Raw genomic sequence first — 21,083 nt, 5'->3', positions numbered from 1 at the left:
CCGGTTCCAGCGTGAGATGATGGAAGCCATGGCCGCTCTCACTTTTCCGCTGGTTGACGTCAGCGAAATCATCCGGTTGGTGGGCGGCGCAGCCTTTGCCCGCGGCAAGATTTACGCCTCCGATGGCTCTGTTGCAGAACCCGTCTGGGATCCCTCCGTCCGGCTGCTGACTGCCAAGGTCATCGGCACCGCCGCCTTGCCGTACCGCTGCCGGATTTATCTGGAAAACGGCGAGAGCGGCCAGTGGCGCCCGGCATCGTCCTCCTGCAGTTGCCCGGTGGGCGACGACTGCAAACACGTGGCCGCCGTGCTCTTGGCCAGCAACAGCCGGCACGTCATCTCCAGCCAGGCCTTTGCGCGCGAGCCGGAACCGGGACCGGCCGACTGGCAGGATTCGTTGGAGGGCCTGATCGGCGGCAAGCCGGACTCCACCCGGCAGGACACCGGCAAGCCGTCAAAGCCCAAGGCGAAAAGCACGTCCCCGCTCGGGCTGCAGTTCGAGCTCATGGAGCCGGGTCGCCGGGAGGACCGCCAGTACCGCCCCTCGGGCCTCTCCCTGCCGCAAGCCTCCGCAGCGGGTCCGAACTGGACCCGCAAGGCCGGCAACCGGCTGCGCGTCGGGGTCCGTCCCGTGCTGCAGAACGAGACCGGACGATGGATCCGCAGCAAGCTGCGCTGGAACACCATCAGCTACAAGACGTACGGCCTGCCGCTGGACCCCGAACAGCACCGCTGGTTCAGCCAGTTCGCGCCGCTGCACCGGGCCACCGGCCTCACCTACTTCGGCGAAGACAACGACTGGCTCTTCCTCGACGAATTCAGCAGCCCGCTCTTGTGGGAACTCTTCGCCGAGGCCAAGCGTCTGGGCATCGCCCTGATCGGTGCCAAGGCGGACACCGTCGTCGAGGTCCGGGAACAGGCCGTCATCGGTTTGGACGCCCACCGCGACGGCGTGGAGGCAGCGTCCGCGGCCGAAGCCGCCGCCGAACCTCCAGCTGAAGCCGCCGCGGAAGCCCCCACCCCAGAGGCCGCCGGGGAAGCCCGGCCGGTGACCGACGACTTGGTCCTCACGCCGTCGCTGCGGATCGACGGGCGGGAACTGCCCACCGGGACTGCGGGCATCGTCGGCACGCACGGCGTCTACCACTACGCCGTCGATGGACAGACCGTCATCACGCTGGCTCCGACCGGGCATCCGGTGACCGAGCAGGAAGCGAACCTGCTGCTCTCCGGCACGCCGCTGACCGTGCCGGCCGCCGACGTCGAGCAGTTCATGAAGCGCTACTACCCCGTGCTCAGCCAGCGCATCGCCGTGGTCAGCAGCGACGACTCGGTGAGCTTCCCGGAGATCGTACCCCCGGCGCTGGTGCTGACCGCGTCCTACCGCAAGGGCAACGTGCTGCAGCTCGGCTGGCACCTCGAGTACCGCCACGGGGACAAGCCGCTGCGCCTGCCGGTCGATGAGGAGCCCGACGGCAGCCACTACCGCGACCTGCCGGCCGAGCAGGACCTGCTGGAGGCGGCCGCGGCCGTGCCGGGCGTGGGCACGACGGCGGCGCGCACCCTGCGGGACATGGCCACCGTGGATTTCACCCGCTACGCGCTGCCGGCGCTCGAACAGCTCGACGGCGTGCGCGTGGATATTGTCGGCGACAGGCCCGAGTACGAGGAGCTCACCGAGGCACCCGAGCTGACCATCAGCACGGTGGCGACGGACGAGAGCGACTGGTTCGACCTGGGTGTCATGGTCCGCGTGGCTGGCCGCACCGTCCCGTTCGGGAACATCTTCAAGGCCCTGGCCCGCGGGCAGACAAGGCTGTTGTTAGTGGACAAGTCCTACCTGTCGCTGGAGCAGCCGGTCTTTGACCGGCTCCGCCAACTCGTGGACGAAGCCCGCCACATGCAGGACCGGGAATCCGGCGAACTGCTGCAGATCAGCCGCTACCAGGCGTCCCTCTGGGAGGACCTGGAGGAAGTCGCCACCGAAACGGTGCAGGCGCGCACCTGGCGCGAATCGGTGCAGGGCCTGCTGGAACTGGAAGCGGTGGAGCAGACCCCGCTGCCGACCGGGCTGGACGCGGACCTCCGCCCCTACCAGGCCGAAGGCTTCAACTGGCTCGCCTTCCTCTGGAAGCACCGGCTGGGCGGCGTGCTGGCCGACGACATGGGACTGGGCAAGACGCTGCAGACCCTGGCCCTGCTGCTGCACGCCAAACAGCAGGGCGAACCGGCCAGCGCCCGGCCGTTCCTGGTGGTGGCCCCCACCTCGGTGGTGTCCAACTGGGTCCACGAGAGCCGGCGCTTCGCCCCCGACCTCCGAATCGAGAGCATCACCGACACCCAGGGCCGCGGCCGGCCGCTGTCCGAGATCGCCGCGGACACCGACGTCATCGTCACTTCCTACACGCTGTTCCGGCTGGATTTCGACACCTACAAGGAGATGGACTGGGCCGGGCTGATCTTGGATGAGGCCCAGTTCGTCAAAAACCGCGCCACCAAGGTCCACCAGTGCGCCCGGGATTTGCACGCGCCCTTCAAGATGGCGATCACCGGCACGCCCATGGAGAACAACCTCATGGAACTCTGGTCCATCTTCTCCATCGTCGCGCCCGGGCTCTTCCCGTCTGCGGTTCGGTTTGTGGACCAGTACCAGCGGCCGATCGAACGCAGCCAGGACAGGGAGCTGCTGCAGAAACTGCGCCGCCGGATCAAACCGTTGATGATGCGCCGCAGCAAGGAGGCCGTGGCCGATGACCTGCCGGCGAAGCAGGAGCAGATCCTCGAGGTGGAACTGACGCCCAAGCACCGGCGGATCTACGACACGCACCTGCAGCGAGAGCGGCAGAAGGTGCTGCGGCTGGTCGAGGACATGGACAAGAACCGGTTCACGATCTTCCAGTCGCTGACCCTGTTGCGGCTCTTGAGCCTGGACCCCTCGCTGGTGGATCCGAAATATTCGTCGGTCCCCTCCAGCAAGCTGGGCGTCCTGTTCGAGCAACTGGAAGATGTCCTCGGCGAGGGGCATCGGGCGCTGATCTTCAGCCAGTTCACCAGCTACCTGAAGAAGACCGCCCAGCAGTTGGACGCGGCCGGCATCGAGTACTGCTACCTGGACGGCTCCACCCGCCGCCGCGCCGACGTCATTGAGAAGTTCAAGAGCGGCAACGCGCCGGTGTTCCTGATCAGCCTCAAGGCCGGCGGCTTCGGCCTGAACCTCACCGAAGCCGACTACTGCTTCCTGCTGGACCCCTGGTGGAACCCGGCGACCGAGGCGCAGGCCGTGGACCGCACGCACCGGATCGGCCAGACCAAGAACGTCATGGTCTATCGGATGGTGGCCCGCGGGACGATCGAAGAGAAGGTCATGGCCCTGAAGGAACGCAAGGCCAAACTGATCGCCTCGGTGCTCGAAGACGATGCGATGTTCTCCTCCAAGCTCACCGCCACCGACATCCGCGGGCTTTTCGGCGAGTAGCCGGCACCCGGGAGCGCCTCATCGCCTATGCGGCTACTGCGGCTACTGCGTCATGATCTGCAGCAGCCGCCAGCCTTCGGGAACCTGCGCTTCGATCGCGGCCTTGGCGTCGGCATAGGTGTCGCCCTCGGCCGACAACTGCTTGGTTTCCACCGGCTGAATGATTCCCACAACTTTGACCACGGACTAAAGATATCCCCGCCCGCCCCGGCGCCCCGGGATGCGGCGTGGTGCTTCCGCTCACGCCTGCCGCCGGGCACGGGCGCCGGCCCGGCCCTGCCGGCCGGGGCGCCGATTCCCTCCGGCGCATCGCTGCCGGCATGTGTTCCTCCACCGGCAGTTACGTGCGTCCGGCATGCCGGCGCCAGACCAGGTCCAGGCCGGCGTGGGCGCAGTCAATGTTCCAGTCCGTGTAGTCCACGCCCAGCGAATCCGGATGCTCGGAGGCGAACAACACCACTCCCGGGTAGTCCCGGATGAATTCCGACAACATGGCGGTGCCCTGCCGGTCCAAATCGGCGTCGAGCCGGTTCAAGACCAGCAGCGGCGGATCACCCAGCGAGGCCCTCGCCAGCATCAGCCGGGCCAGCTCGGAGGTGGTCAACGGTTCGCCGCCGCGCTTGAGCTGGGTCTCCTCGCCCCGCTCCAGTTGCCCGATCCGGCCGGCGAGGCCGACGCGTTCCAGGGCCGCCGATCCGTTGTCCGGCGAGAGGTCGGGCCGGCGGTACCGCACGCTGCGGGCGATGGAGCCGCGCTCCACGTACATGCCGGCGGCGGCGTACCCCACCAGCTTCCGGCGGGTGCGGCCGCCGCTTTCCAGCAAATGCCGGCCGCCCACCATGGCCACCGCGTGCGGGTCGCTGCGGATGCCGACCAGTGTCTCAAGTGCCCGGGTCTCGGCCGCCGGGTCGGCGGAGCGGATCCGGACCCGCGCGCCCGGGCCGGCGGACAAGGGCGGCGCCGGGCAGTTGCGGCACGCGGCCAGGCCGTCCACCAGCACGGCCCCGTTCGCGTGGGAATCCGCCGGGGTGGATGCCTCCGAAGGTGCGTCGGACGCCAACGCTGTCCCGGTCGCGGTCGCCGGACGGGTCCCGGACCGGGCGGCCGAGCGACGCCGTCGATCATCCCGCGCCGCAGCGGCCACCGCGAGGGCCGGAGCAAGAATGCGCCGCGCGGCCCGGAAGTTCTGCCGGTATTCCACCACCCGGCCCATGTCCGTGACGGGCGCGGAGATCATCCCCACGATGGTCAGCCCGGCGGCGATGCTGGCCGTGGGCACCGCCTGCCAGGTTCCGACGGCGGCCACGGCGGCGCTGCCGAGCGAGGCGGCCGCTGCCGCCGCCCCGCGGATATGACCGGCGGCAGCGGCGCGGTGCACGGCCGCATCCAAGACTTTCCGCCCGGCCTTGTCGATCTGCTTGACCTCCCGGTCCTCGCCGCCGGCGGCCCGGATGGTGCCGGCGGCAATCACCGTGTCCGCGAGCCGGGCGGCCAGCCGTCCCCGTTGGCGCCGCAATTCGCGGGCACGGTGGAACGCCGGCCGGGACAGCAGCGCCAGCCCGGCGGCCAGCAGCACCAGCGGCACGACGACGGCGAACGCCAGCACCGGGGACAGGAACCACAGTGCCGCAGCGGTTCCCACAATCAGCGGGATGCCGACGGCCAGGGGCGCGATGCCCAGCGCGATCCAGTTCCGGACGCTGGAGAGGTCGTTGGTGCTGCGCGCGATGGTCACCCCCGGCGACGGACCGCGGTCGGTGGCCAGGGCGGAGGCCACCAGGCCCTTGCGGATCTCGTGGATGTAGTCCTGTCCGAGCTTCTCCGCCAGGACGCGCTCGACGGCCCGCAGGCCGCCCAGCCCCAGCGCCGCGGCGGCCAGGCCGAGCGCGGGCGGCAGGATGCCGGCCGCGTCCGGCGCGGTGCCGCCCAGCAGCCGGGTCATCAGCAGCGCGCTCACCCCGGCGGCCGCGGCCATCAACAGGCCGGTCCCCAGCAGGGCCGCCATCAACCAGCGGCGCCGGCCGCGCAGCAGCTTAGGCAGCGGCAGGTCGGGCGGCCGCTGAACTTTCCCCAACGAGTCCGTCCGATCCCACGCCGCCGGCGCGGCATTGGCCGCCTGGCCTGCCGTCACTGTTACTTCCGCTCCGGCAGCAGCTGCAGGGCGGTGGCCGGGTCGCACAGGTCGTAGGTGTTGATCACCGGGGTATCAATGACGCCGGCGGCTTCCCGGGCGGCCAGCGGCGAGGCGGTCAGCAGGCCGGAGACGGCGGGCACGCTGACGCCGGCGTCGCGCAGGACCGCGATGCCGGCGGTAGCGCCCAGCGCGTCCGCCGCGGAGAACACCACGTGGTCCACGGCGGCATGGAACACCGGGTCGGCCAGCAGCCGGGCGGTTTCGCCCTGGTAGACGCCGTCGGCGATCTCCACTACCACCACGTCGGTCTCGGAAGTGGTCAGCGCGTCGATCAGGCTGGTGAGCAGGCCGCGCACGCGCTCGTAGTCCAGCAGGTAGGTGGTGGGGAAGCCGAAGTCGGTGAAGTCGAGCACTTTCACCGCTCCGGCATCGGCGAACAGCAGCGGATCGTTGCCGGCGCCCGTGCCGGTGGCCTTGCCCGCGGACACGGTCAGGCCGGCCGAGGTCAGGCCCTTGACCAGGCAACCAAGCGTGGTGGACTTGCCGGAGTTCATCGACGTGCCGAGCACCGCAATCACCGGCGGCCGTCCCGGCAGCACGGTGTTGGCGCTAATCGTGTGCGGCGCCAGATCGGCCAGGTTGACCACTCGCCCGTCACGCGCCAGCAGGCCGATGGGTTGGATGCGGGTGGCCATGTCGATGTCGGCGTGCTGTTCCAGCACCCGCGCCGCTAGGCCGCCGCCGGCCACCAGCGAGCACTCGGACAGGTCGCCGGGTACCACCGCCAGGAACTGGTCCGGCGCGTACCTGTTGCCGTAAGCCACTAGGATCTCGTCGCCGACGAACATGGCCTGGCGCCGCGAGGCCGGGCTCTCCAAGCGGGTGTGCTTGCCGATTTCCACCACCCGGGCCAGCACGACGTCGCCCGCGGCCGGCTCAACATCGAGCAATTCGTAGCCGGCGGCGTCGAGGCAGAGGCGCTCGGCCAGGAACCTGGTGGTGTACGCCTTCTTGGCCCGGCGCAGCCGCTGCGGGTCTGCCGGAGCGGCTGCCGTGCGGAAGACCTTCTCCGCTACCCCTGCCGCCGATGCGGCAGGGGTTCCGAGTGCTTCGAGTCCTGCTGTTCCGGCGGTGCCTACTGGGAAATCCGTGATGGTCATGGCCTGCTCCTTCGTTGGTGGGTGCGTCAGGATTGAGTCAACACACCCGCGATGAAACGAACATGACAGCCGCATGAGGGCTTTCTCATGAAACGTTTACCTTTCGGTCGCCCGTGCTCCCCACGCCGTTCAGTCCGCTGCGCACGGGAGGCCCTCCGCCTTCAGAAGCCGCATCCGGGCCGCCGTGCACCGCCGCCGGGCTAAGGTTGATGAGGGGACAAATCGTTGTGGGAATCGTCCCGTTCACCGGGCAAAAGGGGAAAAGTGCTGGCACTGGTACGTCACGGACAGACCGACTGGAATGCCGAAGGCCGGCTGCAGGGGCATACGGATGTGCCGCTCAACAACGTGGGCCGACGGCAGGCGCTGGACGCCGGCGCCTCGCTCGCCGAGAGGGGATGGGACGGCCTCGTGTCCTCGCCTTTGCGACGCGCGATGGAGACCGCCCGGATTATCGGCAGCCAGGTAGGCCTGGAGCTGGCGGAAACCGTTCCTGATCTTTCGGAGCGCGATTACCGCGGAATCGAAGGCACCGTGCTGCGCGGCCTGGAACGGCCGGAGATCGACCAGCTCATGCGGCAGGCCGAGCCGGAGCGGGAGGTGGCCGCCCGCGGCATCGCCGGCCTGCAGGAAGTGCTCCACACCTACCCGGGCCGCAACATCGTCGTGGTGGCCCACGGCACCATCCTGCGGCTCACGTTGAGCCTTGTCCACGGATCACCTTGGGGCTACATCGCCAACGGTGAGACGGTGGAACTGGACGCCGACCTGGTGCTCGGCTACCGGACGGACCCGGACCCGCTGGCCGCCGCGCGCTCCTGACCGCACCCGCTCCGGGTCACGCCGCCAAACGAGTTATGGGGCAGGGGCCGCCGGCGGCCGTGGAGCTGACCGGTTCCTAGCCCCCGTCCAGGCGGCGGTGCAGGAAGGCCACCGCATGCACGGACAGTTCCTCCCGCGGCGCGCACCAGTCCACCCACCGGTGCAGGAAGGCTGTCACCTCCCCCGGATCAACCGGCTCGAGTCCGCCTTCGGCCAGCACGGTCTCGCTGAGCAGGTCCAGCTTGACCGGGCTCACACGGGTGAGGCGTCCGCCGTCGTAATCCCAGCCGTAGCCAAGGACCAGGTTCACCATGCCGAGTTCGGCGGCCGAATCGCGCCCGGTCTCCCGCGCGTAGCGGGCGGCCAACTTCTCGATTTCCTCCTGCCGGATCGCCTCGATTTTTTCTTCCCGGGCGGCGGGCCCCGGTTCGGGGTCACCGGACGGCAGCGTGCCGGTGGCGGGCGCGGCCTCGGTCCCCGGCCCCGCCCCTGTCCCCGCCCCTGCCCCGGTCCCCGCCCCTGCCTCGGCATCGTCGAGCTCGGCGTAGTCCTCGTCGGAGAGCCAGTCTTCGCTCTCGTCCTCCGTATCGTCCGCGAGCTCGATGATGGTGCGCAGCCACGCCTGGGCCACCCAGCGGCGGGCGCCGAAGTCTTCGTCCACCATGTGCTCCGGCAGGTCCATCGAGGCGTCCAGGCCTTCCCAGGCGTCCAGCGCGGTGCCGGTCAGGTCTGCGTCGGCGTCGAGCACCAGCCCTGCTTCCTGGGCGTCCTCGTTCAGGTCCCTGAGCGCCGCGGCGGGATCGTCCACGAGTCCGGTTTCCATCACCGTGCCGCCGAAGGTGTTGCCGTCCAGCAGCGCCAGCAGCCCCACCTTCTCGGTGCCGGTGGTGAACTCGAAGAGCATGTCGGCTTCGTCGCCGTAGGCATCGGCATAACGGTGCAGGGCCGTCACGGCCACCGGATGCTTGGCCCATTCCGGTTCGGTGAACCCGTCGGCCACCAACCGGTCGGCCAGGGTTTCGGCGTCGCGGCGCATGTCCGGGCGATCGATCAGGAAAGCCAGCGCCCGCAGCATCGGCACGGAGCCGGGGCCGGTCCGGTCCTCGGCCAGGTCCAGCCAGGCGTAGAACAGCTCGTGGCGGCGCTGCTGGCCCGACGCGTCGGCAGTGTCCCACAGATCCAGCAGATAACCGCCCAGGGAATGGGCTTCGATCGGGCTGGGCGAGTCCAGAGTGTCCGCAAACGGCCCTTCCAGCTCGCGGTACAGGTCCAGCAGCGGGTCGCTGGCGGGCCCGCCCTGCCGGCCACCAAACCGGCTGTTCTTCAGCTTCTTAGGCTTGCGCTTGCGGCTCACGGGGCTCATGGCACGAGTGTGCCACGCCCGCCGGGGTGAAGGTAACCACCGGGCGGGACCCGCGGCCGCGGCAGGACTGGCTCACCAGCCGCCAATTCCGCGGCGGGCCCGTGCGAACGTCCGCCCCGAATGTAAGACTGGCCGCATGCCGTTTTACCAGGACGCCTCCGCCACCGAACCGCTGACGGCCATCCACCTGGTCCAGCGCACCAAGAGATGCTTCCAACTGGCGGCGCCGATTTACTACCAGGCGGAAACAACCTCCGCCATCGTCCGGATCGAGCCGCACGACCTCTCCGCCGGGCTGGAGCACAACTCCACGGATCTGGCCTCCGTGCCCACCTGGATGTGGGGACTCATCGCCAGCTACGGCCGGCAGACGGCTCCGGCCCTGCTGCATGATCAGCGCACGACGATGTGCGCCCGCTTGCCGAGCGATCAGGCGCTGGAGTTGCGCCGCATCTACGACGAAGAATTCCGCCGCGCACTGCTGGACACCGGGGTGGCCGCGTTGCGTGCCCGGCTGATGTGGGCGGTGGTGACGGTACAGGCTTACCTTGAGCATGCCGGCGCCCGCGGCCTGCTGCTGACCGTGTCCGTGGGCGCCGGAGCCATCGGGTTGCTGGCCGGCGTCGTGCTCGCGGCGACCGGCGCCGGCCTGGTGCCCCTGGCCGCAGCTGTCCTCCTGACCGGCGCGCTCTGCCTGACGTGGAGCCGCGACTGGGCGGTGGTTGCCGTCCTGGCTCCCGCCTTCGCCCTGTTCTCCCCCGTGCTGGCGGCAGCCGCGGCCGGGGTCCTGCTGCTCTGGCTCTGCGAAACGGCTTGGTGGGCCGCCATCAAACCCTTCGCAAAGCGCCCGGATCCGCCACCCGTCGTCGGACCCTTGGCCAGGACCACGCAACCGTGAGCCCCGGCGGTATTTCCAGGTTCCGGGCGCTGGAACCCGGTGCCGGAGAACACCCGAAAAGCGCCCATTTGGTTTGATTGGCAAAACCAAACGGAAACGGGTAAACTTGGACCATGCCATCCAGCTCCCGCAGACAGCCCGATCCGGGCGTCATGATCCGTGACGCCGTGGCTCAAGTGGTGCGCTGGGCGTCCCATGCGGAGACGCGGAAACAGCTGTTCGATCCGCGCGAGATGGGCCTGACGCCCACCGACGTGGCCTTGCTCGAGTACATCGACGACAACGGCCCCGTCCGGGTCTCGGAGCTGGCCACGCAGCAGGGCGTGGACAAATCCACCATGACGCCCCAGGTCCGCCGCTTGGAGGACAAAGGGCTGGTGGACAAGCAGGCCGACCCGGACGACGGCCGGGCCACCCTGCTGACGGCTTCCACGGCCGGACGGCGGATGCACCGGAACATCGGCAAGGCCGGCGCGGCCGTCGTCGATGAAATCCTGGCGGATTGGTCCGCCGAAGACCGCGAAACTTTCGCCCAACTCTTTACCCGCTTCGCCGAGCAATTGCTGCGCGGCGACGCATCCCCCCGAAGCGACTCAGAAAGGAACACGACCGGCGATGTCATCGAAGGCTCTTGAGCAAGGTGGCAAACACGATCTGCACACGCTTTCTACACGGTTGACCGCCACCCGGCAGCTGCTGACACAGAAAGTACGTACCGCCGGTTTGCTGTTCCCGCTGCTGACCCTGGCCGGCACTGCGGTGTTCTGGTCCATCGTCTGGCTGCTGGACACCGCACCCGTCCACGCCCTCTCTCCAGTCAACGCGCTGCTGCGGATCTACGGCACTGGCATGGCGGTCATCGCCACGATGGTCATCGTCGGTGCCTCCGTCTGGCTGATCGTCAAGCGGCTGGGCTACGCCGACAGGTTCGCCGAGGTTTTGTTCGAGTATCCCGAAGACATCGGGCCGGTTCCGGCCGTGCCCGGCAGCCTGGCACGGAACGCGACTGCCCCGGCGTCCGGCAGCGGCCTTGCGCCGGCGGCCGGCAGCGGCCTTGCTGCGCTGCCCGCAGCGACTCCCCGGCTGCAGCTTGAAGCCGCAAACAACGACGGCGGGGCGCGGCCGATGTCCGCACTCGCTGCGCCGGCGGCAGGCAACGACTCTGCCATGCACAGCGCCCGAACTGCGACGGCACCGCGAGGAGAAGAGTCCGGCGTCGCAGAGTTCCGGGCGGCAGGCGCCGCAGCGACGACGACCTGCACCGCCCCTCCGCTGGCCAAGGGCAATCCGCTCAAGAAGGGCAAAGGCCGCAGGAAGTAGCGGCCCCACATTCCAATGGCCGGCGTCAGCGAACGGGCGCCGGCCATTATTTTTGCCCGACGGCAGCTCCTGCCCGGGCGAAGCTTTGCCGTTGCCGGTCAGCCCCCGGAGGGGTCCAACTGGGCGGCAGCTGCCGCCTGGTGGTCCGGGTCGCCGGTGGCAATCGCATACAACCCGTAGTTGATGGGACCGGCCGACACCAGTTCGGCACAGTGCTCGGCCAGCCGCGGCGGCACCCGGCCGCCCTCGTCCCGGAAAGCCCGCACGGTCAGTTCGAACGCCTCGGGCGTGGACATCATGCAGTGCAGGCTGAAGTCCAGCGCCGGGTCCCCCACCTTGGCCGTCGTCCAGTCCAGCACCGACCGGATCTCCGCGTTCTCGTCCAGCAGCAGATGGGCCGGGTATAGCTCACCGTGGCTGAAAGCGGTGAAGTCCGGCCAATAGCTGTCGCCGTCCAGCCAGGCGTCCCACCGTCGCATCAGGTCCGCCGCCACCCGGAACTCCGAGCTCACTTTGGCCAGATTGTTTCGCATCTCCTGACGCACCTCGGCGGCGGTGAATGCCGGGACGCCGGCCTGGCGCGCCTCGTCCGGGCTGATGCGCTGCAGGTGGGCGATCAACCGTCCCAACGACGCGCAGTAGGCCGGCGACTCGCGGTCGAAGTGCCAGACGGGTTCTCCGTCCTCAAGCGTCAGGCCCGGCTCGCCCGGCAGCTCCGGATAGGCAATCAGGCTGCGGTTCCGAATCCGCCAGTCCGGCACGGCGGCGGAAATCCTGTTCTTTACCAGGTTCAGGATCTTGGCCTCGTCAGCCATTTTCGATGAGACGTCCGGCCGCCGCGGGATCCTGAGCACCCACCTCTTGCCGTCGTCGGCGGTTGCGTAGGCCACCAGGTAGTCCAGCCCTGCCTCGTTGAACCTGACGGACTTTGGATCGATGGTCAGCCCGTTTTGTGAGGCGAGGTCGGCGACGGAGTCCGGTGTGTAGTCGTTCGCTGCGCTCATGGGTACCTCCAGTCGACTTTGTGCCACTGTAGCCACAAGCCCGTGCCGAGGCCATGACACCCGCAGCGCCTGCCGCGCCCTTGCCGCCGCAAGCGCCGCTGAAAGCACGACGGCGGTGCCCCGCCCCGCCTTGGGGGAGGCACCGCCGTCGACGGTTCCTACAGGATGGCTGTCCTCTTCGCTTAGCCGCGGTCCGCCAGGTCGTCGGCTGCCACTCCCCTGCGCAAGGTCGCGCCGCGGAAGAAGTCCGGGTTGCGCCGATACATGAGCACCATCAGCACCGCGCCGAGCAGGATCACGCCGCAGCCGAGCACGAACACCAGGCCCAGTCCGCCGATCGACGAACCGGAACCGTAGGCAGGGTCCATCGAGTCGACGGCCGTCTGCACGAACATCACCAGCAGGATGACGCCTCCCAGCAGCGGCGCCAGGAACTTGAGCCCGAATCCGCGCAGCGAGGCAAAGGCATCGGCCCGGAAGTACCAGACGCACGCCAAGGCGGTGACGCCGTAGTAGAAGCAGATCATCATGCCCAGCGCGGTGATGGTGTCCCACAGCGCGTTCTCGGACATCACCCGGGTGACGGTGTAGAAGCCGCCGGCCGCCACTGCTGCGGCGACGGTGGCGTAGCTGGGCGACTTGTACTTCGGGCTGATCGTGCCGTATCCGGCCGGCAGCGCCCGGTAGTGGCCCATGGCGAGCATGGTCCGGGCGGGCGAGACGAAGGTGGACTGAAGCGACGCCGCCGAACTGCTCAGCACGGCCAGGGACATCAGGATGGCGAACGGTCCCATCACCGGGCCGGCGAGCGTGGCGAAGATGCTCTCCTGGTTCTCCGGGTTGCCGGCGCCCAGGCCTTCGGTGCCCACGCCCGCGTAAGCCAGCACGGCCAGTGCCACGGTCATGTAGATCACGACGATGACCATGATGGTTACTGCGGCGGCACGGCCCGGAGTCTTCTCCGGGTCCTTCGTCTCCTCGTTCATGGTGAGGGTGACGTCCCAGCCCCAGAAGATAAAGATGGACAGCGAGATGCCGGCGGCGAAGGCCGAGAAGGACTCGACGCCGAACGGGTTGAACCAGTCGGCCGAGATCTCCAGCGCGTCGAACGCCGTGCCTCCCGCCACGTGGCCGAAGGCAGCCACGGCGAACCAAACGAGCACCACCACCTGGAACGCCACCAGCACATACTGGAAGGTCTTGGTGGTTTCCATGCCGCGGTACGAGATCCAGCAGGCCAGCCCGATGAAGATCCAGGTCGTGGCGATGTTCAGCGGCAGGTTGTTGGTCAGGTCGGCAAGCGCTGCGTTGCCGGTGAGCTGGGCGAGCATTAGGTAGAAAAAGTCGACTGCCACCGCCGCCAGGTTGGAGAGCACGATCACCGTTGCGGCGATCAGCCCCCAGCCGCCCATCCAGCCCACCCAGGGACCGAAGGCACGGGTGGCCCAGGTGAAGGACGTGCCGGAATCAGGCATGGCGTTGTTCAGCTCGCGGTAGCCGAGGGCCACCAGCAGCATCGGAATGAAGCCCACCAGGAAAATCGCGGGCAGGTGCACGCCGACCTCGGCGATGGTGGGGCCGAGCGCCCCGGTCAGCGTATACGCCGGGGCGATGCAGGAGACGCCGATGACGACGGCGCCGAGCAGGCCGACCGAACCCGATTTCAGGCCCTTCCGGCTCAGGCCGCCCGCGGTGCTCCCGGCCTTGGTGATGGTACTGGTCATGGTCATGCCTCCTTGCGGCCGGCGCCGTCGGAATGTTCAGGGCCCTTGGGCTGACCCGGATCGTCGGTAAGTTGTGCGGCGCCCGCGTAGCCGCGCGGGACCACCAGCATGGGAACCGGCAGCGCCCGCAGCACCTTGCTGGCCGTCGCCCCGAGGAACATGCGGTTGTGCGGCGCCAGCCGGCTGGAGCCGATCAGCATCACTTCGCCTTCGTCCCACTCCAGCGCGTCGATGGCGTCTTCGATCGAACGGCCTTCCGCGACGCCGGCGGTCACCCGGCCGGGCAGCACAGCTTCTGCCTGTGCCAGCCGTTCCTTCACGTGCGCTTCGGCACGGGCTATCGCGTCCGCGTCGGAGGAATCCAGCGGCACCAGCGAGAGCAGCCGCAGGTCCAGGCCCCGCCGATGGCCGGCGTTCACGGCAACCTGCATGACCTCGTCCGCCCCCACCCGGTTGCCGATGCCCACCGTCATCCGCGAGACGGGTTCGGTGCGCCGGTAGCCGCGCGGCGCCAACGCCACGGGGACCGTGGACGCGTGGAGCAGTCCGCTGGCGACGGTGCCGACGCTGAAGCGGCGGAAAACGCTGTTGCGCCCGGCACCGATCACGATCAGCGTCGCGCCGAATTCCTCGGCGGCGGCGATCAGGCCCTCGGCGTTGGAATCGGCGGGGCGAACATGGGCGCGGGCCGGAACGTCGTCGGGCACCATCTCGAGCCCCTCGGCCAGCCACTGCTGAATCTGTTCGGAGAGAATCCCGCCGAAGCCGGATTCCGGCCGCGGATAGGCGCCCGAGTAGGGCGAGGATTCGGGCAGCACCATGACCAGGTCGAGGCTGCCGCCCTGCCGGCGGGCCAGCGCCGTCGCGAGGTTGACCGCTTCGCGTCCGCTGTCCGTGGCGGTGTAGGCAACAACATAGCGTCGCATGCCTAGCCCTTCCGGCCGGCGGCAGGGACGAGTTCACCGGCGTCGGCCGCGTGTGCTTCGAGGATGCGGGCGGCAGTCCCGCGGCCCATCCGCACTGCGCCGTCCACGTGCTGGTAGCCGGCGCCGGCCAGGTCGGAACAGGACCAATAAATCGGTCCCACCGGAGTCGACTGGTCCTTGCCGTAGCGTGACAGGCCGCCCAGATCGTAGCTGGAGGCGTAGGCGCCGCGGGTCCATTCCTCGGATCCCCAGTCCGACTCGTAGTACACCACCGGATCCAGCGCGGCCGGGCCCAGGTAGTCGGCAATGGAGGAGAGGATTGCGGCCTTCCGCTCCCCCGCGCTGAGTTCGAACATCGCGTCGGCCTTCTCATCGCTCACGAAGCCGACCAGGGTTCCGCGGGAGTCGCCGTAGTTGGTGTTGTCGTACACCTCCTGGACCACCGAGTTGGCGCCGAAGCACGTTCCCGAGAGGCCGTCGGCCCGCCAGAACGGCGTCTCGTAGACGGCGTGGACCTTGATCACCAGACCCAGCGACTGGTGCTGGTGCATCTGGTGCTGCCGGCGCGGCAACGGCGGTTCGTAGGAGACGCGCGAATACAGGTTCGGCGGCACGGCCATCACGGCGTAGCGGGCCTCGACGGTGACACCGTCCGCGGTGGCGGTCACGCCGTCGTCGTTCCAGCGCAGCGCGCGGACGGGTGCGTTGAGCACAACGTCGTCGCCCAGCTCTGCGGCCAGGCGCACGGAGACCTCCTGCATGCCGCCCACCACACGCTTGTCCAGGATGAACTCGTCGTCCACCAGGTTGCTGAACGAGCCGGCGGACGCGGCCATCAGCACCGCCTGCAGCACCGAGAACGAGTGCGCCGGCTTGGTCAGCATGCCGCCGGCCACGAACAGGCCGATGTTGTTGCAGGCTTCCTCGTCCGCGGACTGCTGGCGCAGCCACTGGTCGAAGGAGATGGTGTCCAACTCGCGGGCCTCCGGGTGGGCCCACGGTTCCTCGGCGCCAACCTCGGCGGCCAAGGCGTCCAGCAGCCCGATCAGGCGGTTCATCTCGGACTCCGTGGAGGCGCTGACCGGGAACATGGCGCCGGTGTAGCGCTTGGCTTCGCCCGTGGCGTCCAGGTAGATGCTCTCGCCGTCGCGGTAGCGGCTGTAGGTCTCCAGCCCCAGCTCGTCCAGTAGCTCCAGCAGGGCCGTCTGGTCCGGCGAAACCCACTGCCCGCCGATCTCGAGCATGGCTCCGTCCACCACATCGGTCCAGGTGCGGCCGCCCACGCGGTCACGCGCCTCCAACACGGCCACGGACATTCCGGCCCGCTTCAAGTCCCGCGCCGCGGTCAGCCCGGAGGGCCCGGCGCCGATGACTACTACGTCCCGCTTCAACTTGCTCACTGTGCTCCACTCCCATTCGTGCCGTGGCGGTCCGGCCGCATGAGTGCCTGGCCCCGCCCGCTTAAATGAATGTCATTCATTTAGCCACAACACTGTAACCCGTGCCACAGCCTTTTGAAAACCGTTGCGTAGGATGGCCCTACAGGCCGCACCGCCGCGGCCCGCACGGCCGAGGGAAGAAGGAGCCCGTGGTAACAGCACGCCCAGCGGGCGAGGACGCCTCCGTCCGGAACGGGAACCGCCCCGCCGGCCGCCCCGTCCAGAAACTGCTGTCCAAGGAACTGATGACGACGGCGGCGCTCGGCCTGATCGAATCGCGCGGCTATGAAGGGCTCACCATGTCGGCCCTGGCGCGCAGCCTCGGCGTGGCCCCCTCCGCGCTCTACAACCACGTGGCGTCGAAGCACGACGTCCTGCTGCTCCTTCAGGACCACGTGATGGCCGGCGTGGACGTGAGCGTGTTTTCAGACCTGGCGTGGGCGGACGCCGTGCGCCGCTGGGCCTGGTCCTACCGCGACGCTTTCACCCACCACGCCCCGCTGATTCCCGTGATCGCGGTGCTGCCCGTCACCGGCGCCCCGCACACGCTGGCCATGTACGAGGCCGTCACCGCCGGCTTCCTGAAGGCCGGCTGGCCGGAGCCGCAGGTCGTGCCGGCCATCGTGGCTTTGGAGTCCTTCATCTTCGGTTCGGCCTTCGACGTGACCGCACCGGCGGATATCTTCGAATCGGGCGAGCTCGCCGCGGCCAACCCGGCCTTCACCTCCGCCGTGCGGTCGCAGGATTCCGGCCCCGCCGGGTCGGCGGCCGACGCGGCCTTCCGGCTGGGCCTAGAGGCGCTGATCGCCGGCTTGGAGATGCAACTCGAGGCTGCCCGGTCCGCCTGACCCCTGGTTGATTCCCCCGTTGCTGCGGGAAGTCGCCTAAGGCCCGTGCGCCGGCCGTCATGGGTCTTTGACGCTCCCGACCTGCGTCTTGCGCGCGGGCGGAAGCGGGCCTTTTGGTGCCCACCTTTTCCGCAGGAAAAACCATTAAACCGCAGCGCAAGTGCATCGTTTACCCATCCGGGGAAGCATTCCCCGGCAGGTGTCGCAGGATAGGCAAAAGCCGGCCGTTTCCGGGCTTTCGGCTTGCTAATTTTCTTGAAGAGCTGGCGAGGTGCCAGCCGGCCGCTGGCCAGGATGCCAGCGATTCAATCGCACAGGAGTTCTCATGCTTTCCATCATCGCCACCCTTCAGACCCTCGGTTTCACCGTGAAGAACCGCCTCCAGCGCGAGGAGACCGGGGCCACCGCCGTCGAATACGCCCTCATGGTGGGCCTCATCGCCGTCGTCATGATCACCGGACTGACCATCTTCGGCCCGCAGCTGAGCACCTTCTTCGGCGGCCTCGGCACCAAGCTGAAAATCGTCTAGGCCTGAGGCTACTTCCGAATCGAACGTATCCACCTCCTGGGTGGCTGGGACGGCGGCACTGGTTGCTCCCGTCCCAGCCACCGAACTGTGAAAGAGCAACACATGAAACGCATGACATCGGAACGCGGAGCGGCAGCCGTCGAGTTCGCCCTGGTCTTGCCGGTCTTGTTGTTGCTGCTGTTGGGGATTGTCGAGTTCGGACGCGTCTACAACGCCCAGATGCAGCTCACCGCAGCGGCACGGGACGGGGCGCGCGTGATGACCATCAACAGCACGGCGTCCAGCGCGGCTGAATCCCGGGCGGCAGTGATCGCCTCGGCCCCTGCGCTGGCGCCGACCATCACGGCCGACCAAATAACTGTCGCTGTCAGCCCCGGCAACAGCGGCGCCTGCGCGCCCGGCTCGGTCGCCACCGTCACCGTGGCCTACCCCATGAATTTTCTGTCCGGCCTCTTCGGGGCCAGCATCACCCTGACCGGCAAAGGAGTCATGCAGTGCAGCGTCTGAGCGACGAACGCGGCGCCACTGCCGTCACCACCGCCCTTTTCATGGTGGTCCTGCTCGGCATGGCCGCCGTCGTCCTAGACATCGGGGCGCTGTACTTCGAGCGCGCCCAGCTGAAGAACGGCGCCGACGCCGGGGCGCTGGCCGTCGCCCAGAACTGCGCGGCAGGCCACTGCGATGCGGACTTCACAGCCCTCGCCACCTCGCTCGCCAACCAAAACGCGAACGACGGCTTGGCCAACGCCAGTGTCCAACTGGACCCCGCCGCCGCCACCGCCACCGTCACCACCACCACGAGGTCTGCCGACGGCCACTTCCTGGCCCAGCACTTCGCGCCCATCCTCGGCCTGGACGGCTCCGCCTCCATCACCGCCGAGTCCCGGGCCCGCTGGGGAGCCCCAGTCGCCGGCAAATCCGTCCTCCCCATCGCCATTTCCTACTGCCAGTTCCTGGGCATGCTCGACGGCGGCCTGCAGCGGGTGGAATTCAACCCGAACGGGCTGACTACCGCTGGATGTTCCAGCTCAACGGTTCCGGGCAGCACGGGGGCGGCCTACACGATTCCGGGCGGCTTCGGCTGGCTGAAGCAAGATCCGGCCCGTCCGTGCCAGGCCAAGATCAACCTTGGCGCGACCGGCCTTCCAGGCTTCCCCGTCGATCCTGAAGTGGCCAGCGATTCGGGTAACGATGTGCCGTCCGCCTGTAAGCAGACCAACATGCTGCAGCAGATTGCCGGCACCACCGTCCTGCTGCCGCTGTATGACAAGGTCGGCGGCCAGGGGACGAATGGCTGGTACCACGTCATCGGGTTCGCTGCCTTCAAGGTCACCGGCTGGAACTTCAGCAGCACGTCCCACAACAACCTCAGCCCGGCCTCCGTGCAGTGCACCGGCAGCTGCCGGGCACTGATCGGCGAGTTCGAAACTTTCGTGACGCTCGACGCCGGCGAACAAGACTTCATCTTCGGCGGCGCCAACAACACCTTCGGCGCCTCCCTCGTCACGCTTGTCCACTAGGAGCACCGTAGGTGAAAAAGAGAATCGTAGGGGCCATAGCGGCCCTGCTGATGGCCGTCGTCGGAACCATGATGGTCCTCGCCTACATCGGCAGCGCCGATCAGCGCGCCCTGGCCGGCACCGAGACGGTGGAGGTCCTGGTGGTCGCCGAGAACGTGCCGGCCGGCACGCCCGCCGACCAGTTGGCAGCCAACGTGGCAACCGAGCTTGTACCGGCCAAGGTTGTCCCCGCTGATGCCGTGAAGGATCTCCAAGAGCTGTCCGGCCGGGTGGCCGCCGTCGACCTCGTCGCCGGGGAACAGGTGCTGGCCGCACGCTTTGCCCTGCCCGCGGAGCTCGAGGAACCCGGAACGGTCGCCGTGCCCGAGGGCATGCAGGAGGTCACCATCTCCCTGGACCCGGCACGCGTTGTCGGCGGCCAAGTCGCGGCGGGTGACACCGTGGGCGTCTTCGTCTCGATGGAAGCCGGCCCCGGCGACACTAAAGGCGTCACACACCTGACCCTGCATAAGGTCCTGGTCACCCGGGTGCAGGGAGTGGCGGTCGCCGCCGAGTCCGGCGATGCCACCGTGCCCGCCAACAACGTGCTGGTCACCCTGGCGGTGATGGCACCCGATGCCGAAAAGATCGTGTACGCCCAGGAGTTCGCCCGCACCTGGCTCTCGAAGGAACCGGCCGACGCCAGCGAAAAGGGAACGCGCCTGGTGGACAAGGACGAGGTATACAAATGAGCCGCTACGTACTGGTGGGCACCGACCCCGACTTCGAACAACGCTTCGCCGCCGCCGCGGTTGGTTCCTTGGCCGGCCATACCCAGCTGTGGAACGGGGCGGGCCTCCCCACCGAACCCAACGATGTCTTCGCCGTGCTGTCCAACCCGCAACTCCTGGATGCCGTGGTGCTTGGCCCCGGGCTGGCCCCCGGGCAGGCGCTGGACCTGGCGGCGGAGTTCGAATCGCAGCGGCCCGAGGTTTCGGTGCTGCTGGTCGCGGGGCCGAGCCCGGACGTCGTGCTGGCCGCCATGCGCGCCGGCATCCGCGACGTCGTGGATCCCGGTGCCGATGTCCGCGATATCGCCGCGCTGCTGCACCGTGCGGTTCGCAGCGCCAACCACCGCCGGCACAGCGTTCCCTCGTCCGACGGCCAGGCCGCGAATGGCCGCGTGATCGCCGTCGTCTCGCCCAAGGGCGGCGCCGGAAAGACCACGGTGGCGACCAACCTCGCCGTCGGGCTGGCTGCCGCCTCGGAGCAGCAGACCGTCATCGTCGACCTCGACCTGCAGTTCGGCGACGTGGCCAGCGCGCTCTGCCTGGAGCCGGAGCATTCGCTGGTCGACGCCGTGCAGCCGAACGCGCAGAAAGACAGCATTGTGCTCAAGTCCTTCCTGGCCCGGCACCCCAGCGGGCTGTATGCGCTGTGCGCGCCGCCGTCGCCGGCCGATGCCGATCAGGTCACCGGCGAGCAGGTATCGCTGCTGCTGGACCAACTGGCCGCGCAGTACGCGCACGTCATCATCGACACGTCCCCGGGGCTGTCGGAGCACACGCTGGCCGCGCTGGATCGTGCCACGGACTATATCTTCGTGGGTGGCATGGACGTTCCCAGCATCCGCGGACTCCGAAAGGAGCTCGAAATCCTGCGCGAGCTGGGCATGGAACCGCTCACCCGCCACATCGTGTTGAACGGGGCGGATCCGCGCGACGGGCTCACCCGCCGCGACGCGGAGACCACCCTCGGCTGCAAAGTCGACGACGTCATCCCGGACACCCGCGCGGTCCGGATTTCCACCAACCAAGGCGTGCCGGTGCTCGAAAGCGCCCCGCGCGATCCTGCGGCCCGCGCCTTGCACAAGGTGGTGGACCGCTTTGCCCCCGCCCCGGCCGGCCTGCTCAAGCGCCGCGGCCGTCACCGAAGAGGATAG

19 protein-coding genes are annotated in these 21,083 nt (G+C 68.6%); 11 read left to right on the top strand and 8 right to left on the bottom strand.

The window, feature by feature from the left end; translation table 11 throughout:
• The first annotated feature begins 28 nt into the window (after positions 1–28).
• Positions 29–3,475, top strand: a complete 3,447-nt coding sequence (locus AC5RV3_RS13365; protein WP_494122549.1) for a DEAD/DEAH box helicase — start codon at positions 29–31, stop codon at positions 3,473–3,475.
• Between the two features lie 42 nt (positions 3,476–3,517).
• Here AC5RV3_RS13365 and AC5RV3_RS13360 read toward each other — a convergent pair whose 3' ends face one another.
• From AC5RV3_RS13360 to AC5RV3_RS13350, 3 genes are all read right to left on the bottom strand, one after another.
• Positions 3,518–3,658: a hypothetical protein gene (locus AC5RV3_RS13360; RefSeq protein ID WP_494122548.1), complete on the bottom strand. Its 141-nt coding sequence runs from the start codon at positions 3,656–3,658 to the stop codon at positions 3,518–3,520.
• A gap of 157 nt (positions 3,659–3,815) precedes the next feature.
• Positions 3,816–5,606 (bottom strand): ABC transporter transmembrane domain-containing protein, encoded by a 1,791-nt coding sequence (locus AC5RV3_RS13355; RefSeq protein WP_494122547.1) that lies wholly within the window; start codon positions 5,604–5,606, stop codon positions 3,816–3,818.
• 2 nt (positions 5,607–5,608) lie between these two features.
• A complete protein-coding gene (locus AC5RV3_RS13350) occupies positions 5,609–6,769 on the bottom strand; it encodes a P-loop NTPase family protein (RefSeq protein WP_494122546.1) in 1,161 nt (386 codons plus the stop codon).
• Positions 6,770–7,033: 264 nt separating this feature from the next.
• On the opposite strand from AC5RV3_RS13350, the gene AC5RV3_RS13345 reads away from it, so the two are divergent.
• Positions 7,034–7,591, top strand: coding sequence for a histidine phosphatase family protein (locus AC5RV3_RS13345; RefSeq protein WP_494122545.1), 558 nt, complete (start codon positions 7,034–7,036; stop codon positions 7,589–7,591).
• A 76-nt stretch (positions 7,592–7,667) separates the two neighbouring features.
• Here the strand turns inward: AC5RV3_RS13345 and AC5RV3_RS13340 are convergent, their stop codons facing one another.
• Positions 7,668–8,954, bottom strand: a complete 1,287-nt coding sequence (locus tag AC5RV3_RS13340; protein WP_494122544.1) for a hypothetical protein — start codon at positions 8,952–8,954, stop codon at positions 7,668–7,670.
• Between the two features lie 136 nt (positions 8,955–9,090).
• Here AC5RV3_RS13340 and AC5RV3_RS13335 point away from each other — a divergent pair, with 136 nt between their 5' ends.
• The 3 genes from AC5RV3_RS13335 (at position 9,091) to AC5RV3_RS13325 (ending at position 11,172) form a co-directional block, all read left to right on the top strand.
• Entirely contained in the window at positions 9,091–9,852 is a 762-nt protein-coding gene (locus tag AC5RV3_RS13335) for a DUF1353 domain-containing protein (RefSeq protein ID WP_494122543.1), read from the top strand.
• 113 nt (positions 9,853–9,965) lie between these two features.
• A complete protein-coding gene (locus AC5RV3_RS13330; RefSeq protein ID WP_494122542.1) occupies positions 9,966–10,487 on the top strand; it encodes a MarR family winged helix-turn-helix transcriptional regulator in 522 nt (173 codons plus the stop codon).
• Positions 10,468–11,172: a hypothetical protein gene (locus AC5RV3_RS13325; RefSeq protein WP_494122541.1), complete on the top strand. Its 705-nt coding sequence runs from the start codon at positions 10,468–10,470 to the stop codon at positions 11,170–11,172. The genes AC5RV3_RS13330 and AC5RV3_RS13325 overlap by 20 nt, the downstream gene beginning before the upstream one ends.
• Before the next feature lie 98 nt (positions 11,173–11,270).
• On the opposite strand, the gene AC5RV3_RS13320 is transcribed toward AC5RV3_RS13325, so the two are convergent.
• From AC5RV3_RS13320 to AC5RV3_RS13305, 4 genes are all read right to left on the bottom strand, one after another.
• On the bottom strand, positions 11,271–12,176 hold the full coding sequence (locus AC5RV3_RS13320) for a macrolide 2'-phosphotransferase (RefSeq protein WP_494122540.1): 906 nt from the start codon (positions 12,174–12,176) through the stop codon (positions 11,271–11,273).
• Between the two features lie 182 nt (positions 12,177–12,358).
• Complete coding sequence (locus AC5RV3_RS13315; RefSeq protein WP_494122539.1) at positions 12,359–13,900, bottom strand: APC family permease; 1,542 nt, start codon at positions 13,898–13,900, stop codon at positions 12,359–12,361.
• Positions 13,901–13,902: 2 nt separating this feature from the next.
• On the bottom strand, positions 13,903–14,826 hold the full coding sequence (locus tag AC5RV3_RS13310; protein WP_494122538.1) for a universal stress protein: 924 nt from the start codon (positions 14,824–14,826) through the stop codon (positions 13,903–13,905).
• Between the two features lie 2 nt (positions 14,827–14,828).
• Positions 14,829–16,226 (bottom strand): flavin monoamine oxidase family protein, encoded by a 1,398-nt coding sequence (locus AC5RV3_RS13305; protein WP_494122537.1) that lies wholly within the window; start codon positions 16,224–16,226, stop codon positions 14,829–14,831.
• A gap of 188 nt (positions 16,227–16,414) precedes the next feature.
• Here AC5RV3_RS13305 and AC5RV3_RS13300 point away from each other — a divergent pair, with 188 nt between their 5' ends.
• From AC5RV3_RS13300 to AC5RV3_RS13275, 6 genes are all read left to right on the top strand, one after another.
• Positions 16,415–17,113: a TetR/AcrR family transcriptional regulator C-terminal domain-containing protein gene (locus AC5RV3_RS13300; RefSeq protein WP_494122536.1), complete on the top strand. Its 699-nt coding sequence runs from the start codon at positions 16,415–16,417 to the stop codon at positions 17,111–17,113.
• A 325-nt stretch (positions 17,114–17,438) separates the two neighbouring features.
• Positions 17,439–17,642, top strand: a complete 204-nt coding sequence (locus AC5RV3_RS13295) for a Flp family type IVb pilin (protein ID WP_494122535.1) — start codon at positions 17,439–17,441, stop codon at positions 17,640–17,642.
• Between the two features lie 102 nt (positions 17,643–17,744).
• A complete protein-coding gene (locus AC5RV3_RS13290) occupies positions 17,745–18,149 on the top strand; it encodes a TadE/TadG family type IV pilus assembly protein (RefSeq protein WP_494122534.1) in 405 nt (134 codons plus the stop codon).
• On the top strand, positions 18,137–19,162 hold the full coding sequence (locus AC5RV3_RS13285) for a pilus assembly protein TadG-related protein (protein ID WP_494122533.1): 1,026 nt from the start codon (positions 18,137–18,139) through the stop codon (positions 19,160–19,162). The genes AC5RV3_RS13290 and AC5RV3_RS13285 overlap by 13 nt, the downstream gene beginning before the upstream one ends.
• Positions 19,163–19,173: 11 nt before the next feature.
• Positions 19,174–19,893, top strand: a complete 720-nt coding sequence (cpaB, locus tag AC5RV3_RS13280) for a Flp pilus assembly protein CpaB (protein WP_494122532.1) — start codon at positions 19,174–19,176, stop codon at positions 19,891–19,893.
• Positions 19,890–21,083, top strand: coding sequence for a CpaE/TadZ family protein (locus AC5RV3_RS13275; protein WP_494122531.1), 1,194 nt, complete (start codon positions 19,890–19,892; stop codon positions 21,081–21,083). The genes cpaB and AC5RV3_RS13275 overlap by 4 nt, the downstream gene beginning before the upstream one ends.

It is taken from the genome of Arthrobacter sp. Y3221114 (genome assembly GCF_059092625.1).
Note: the sequence above shows the minus strand (reverse complement) of the source record. Positions and strands in the feature narration are given on the sequence as shown.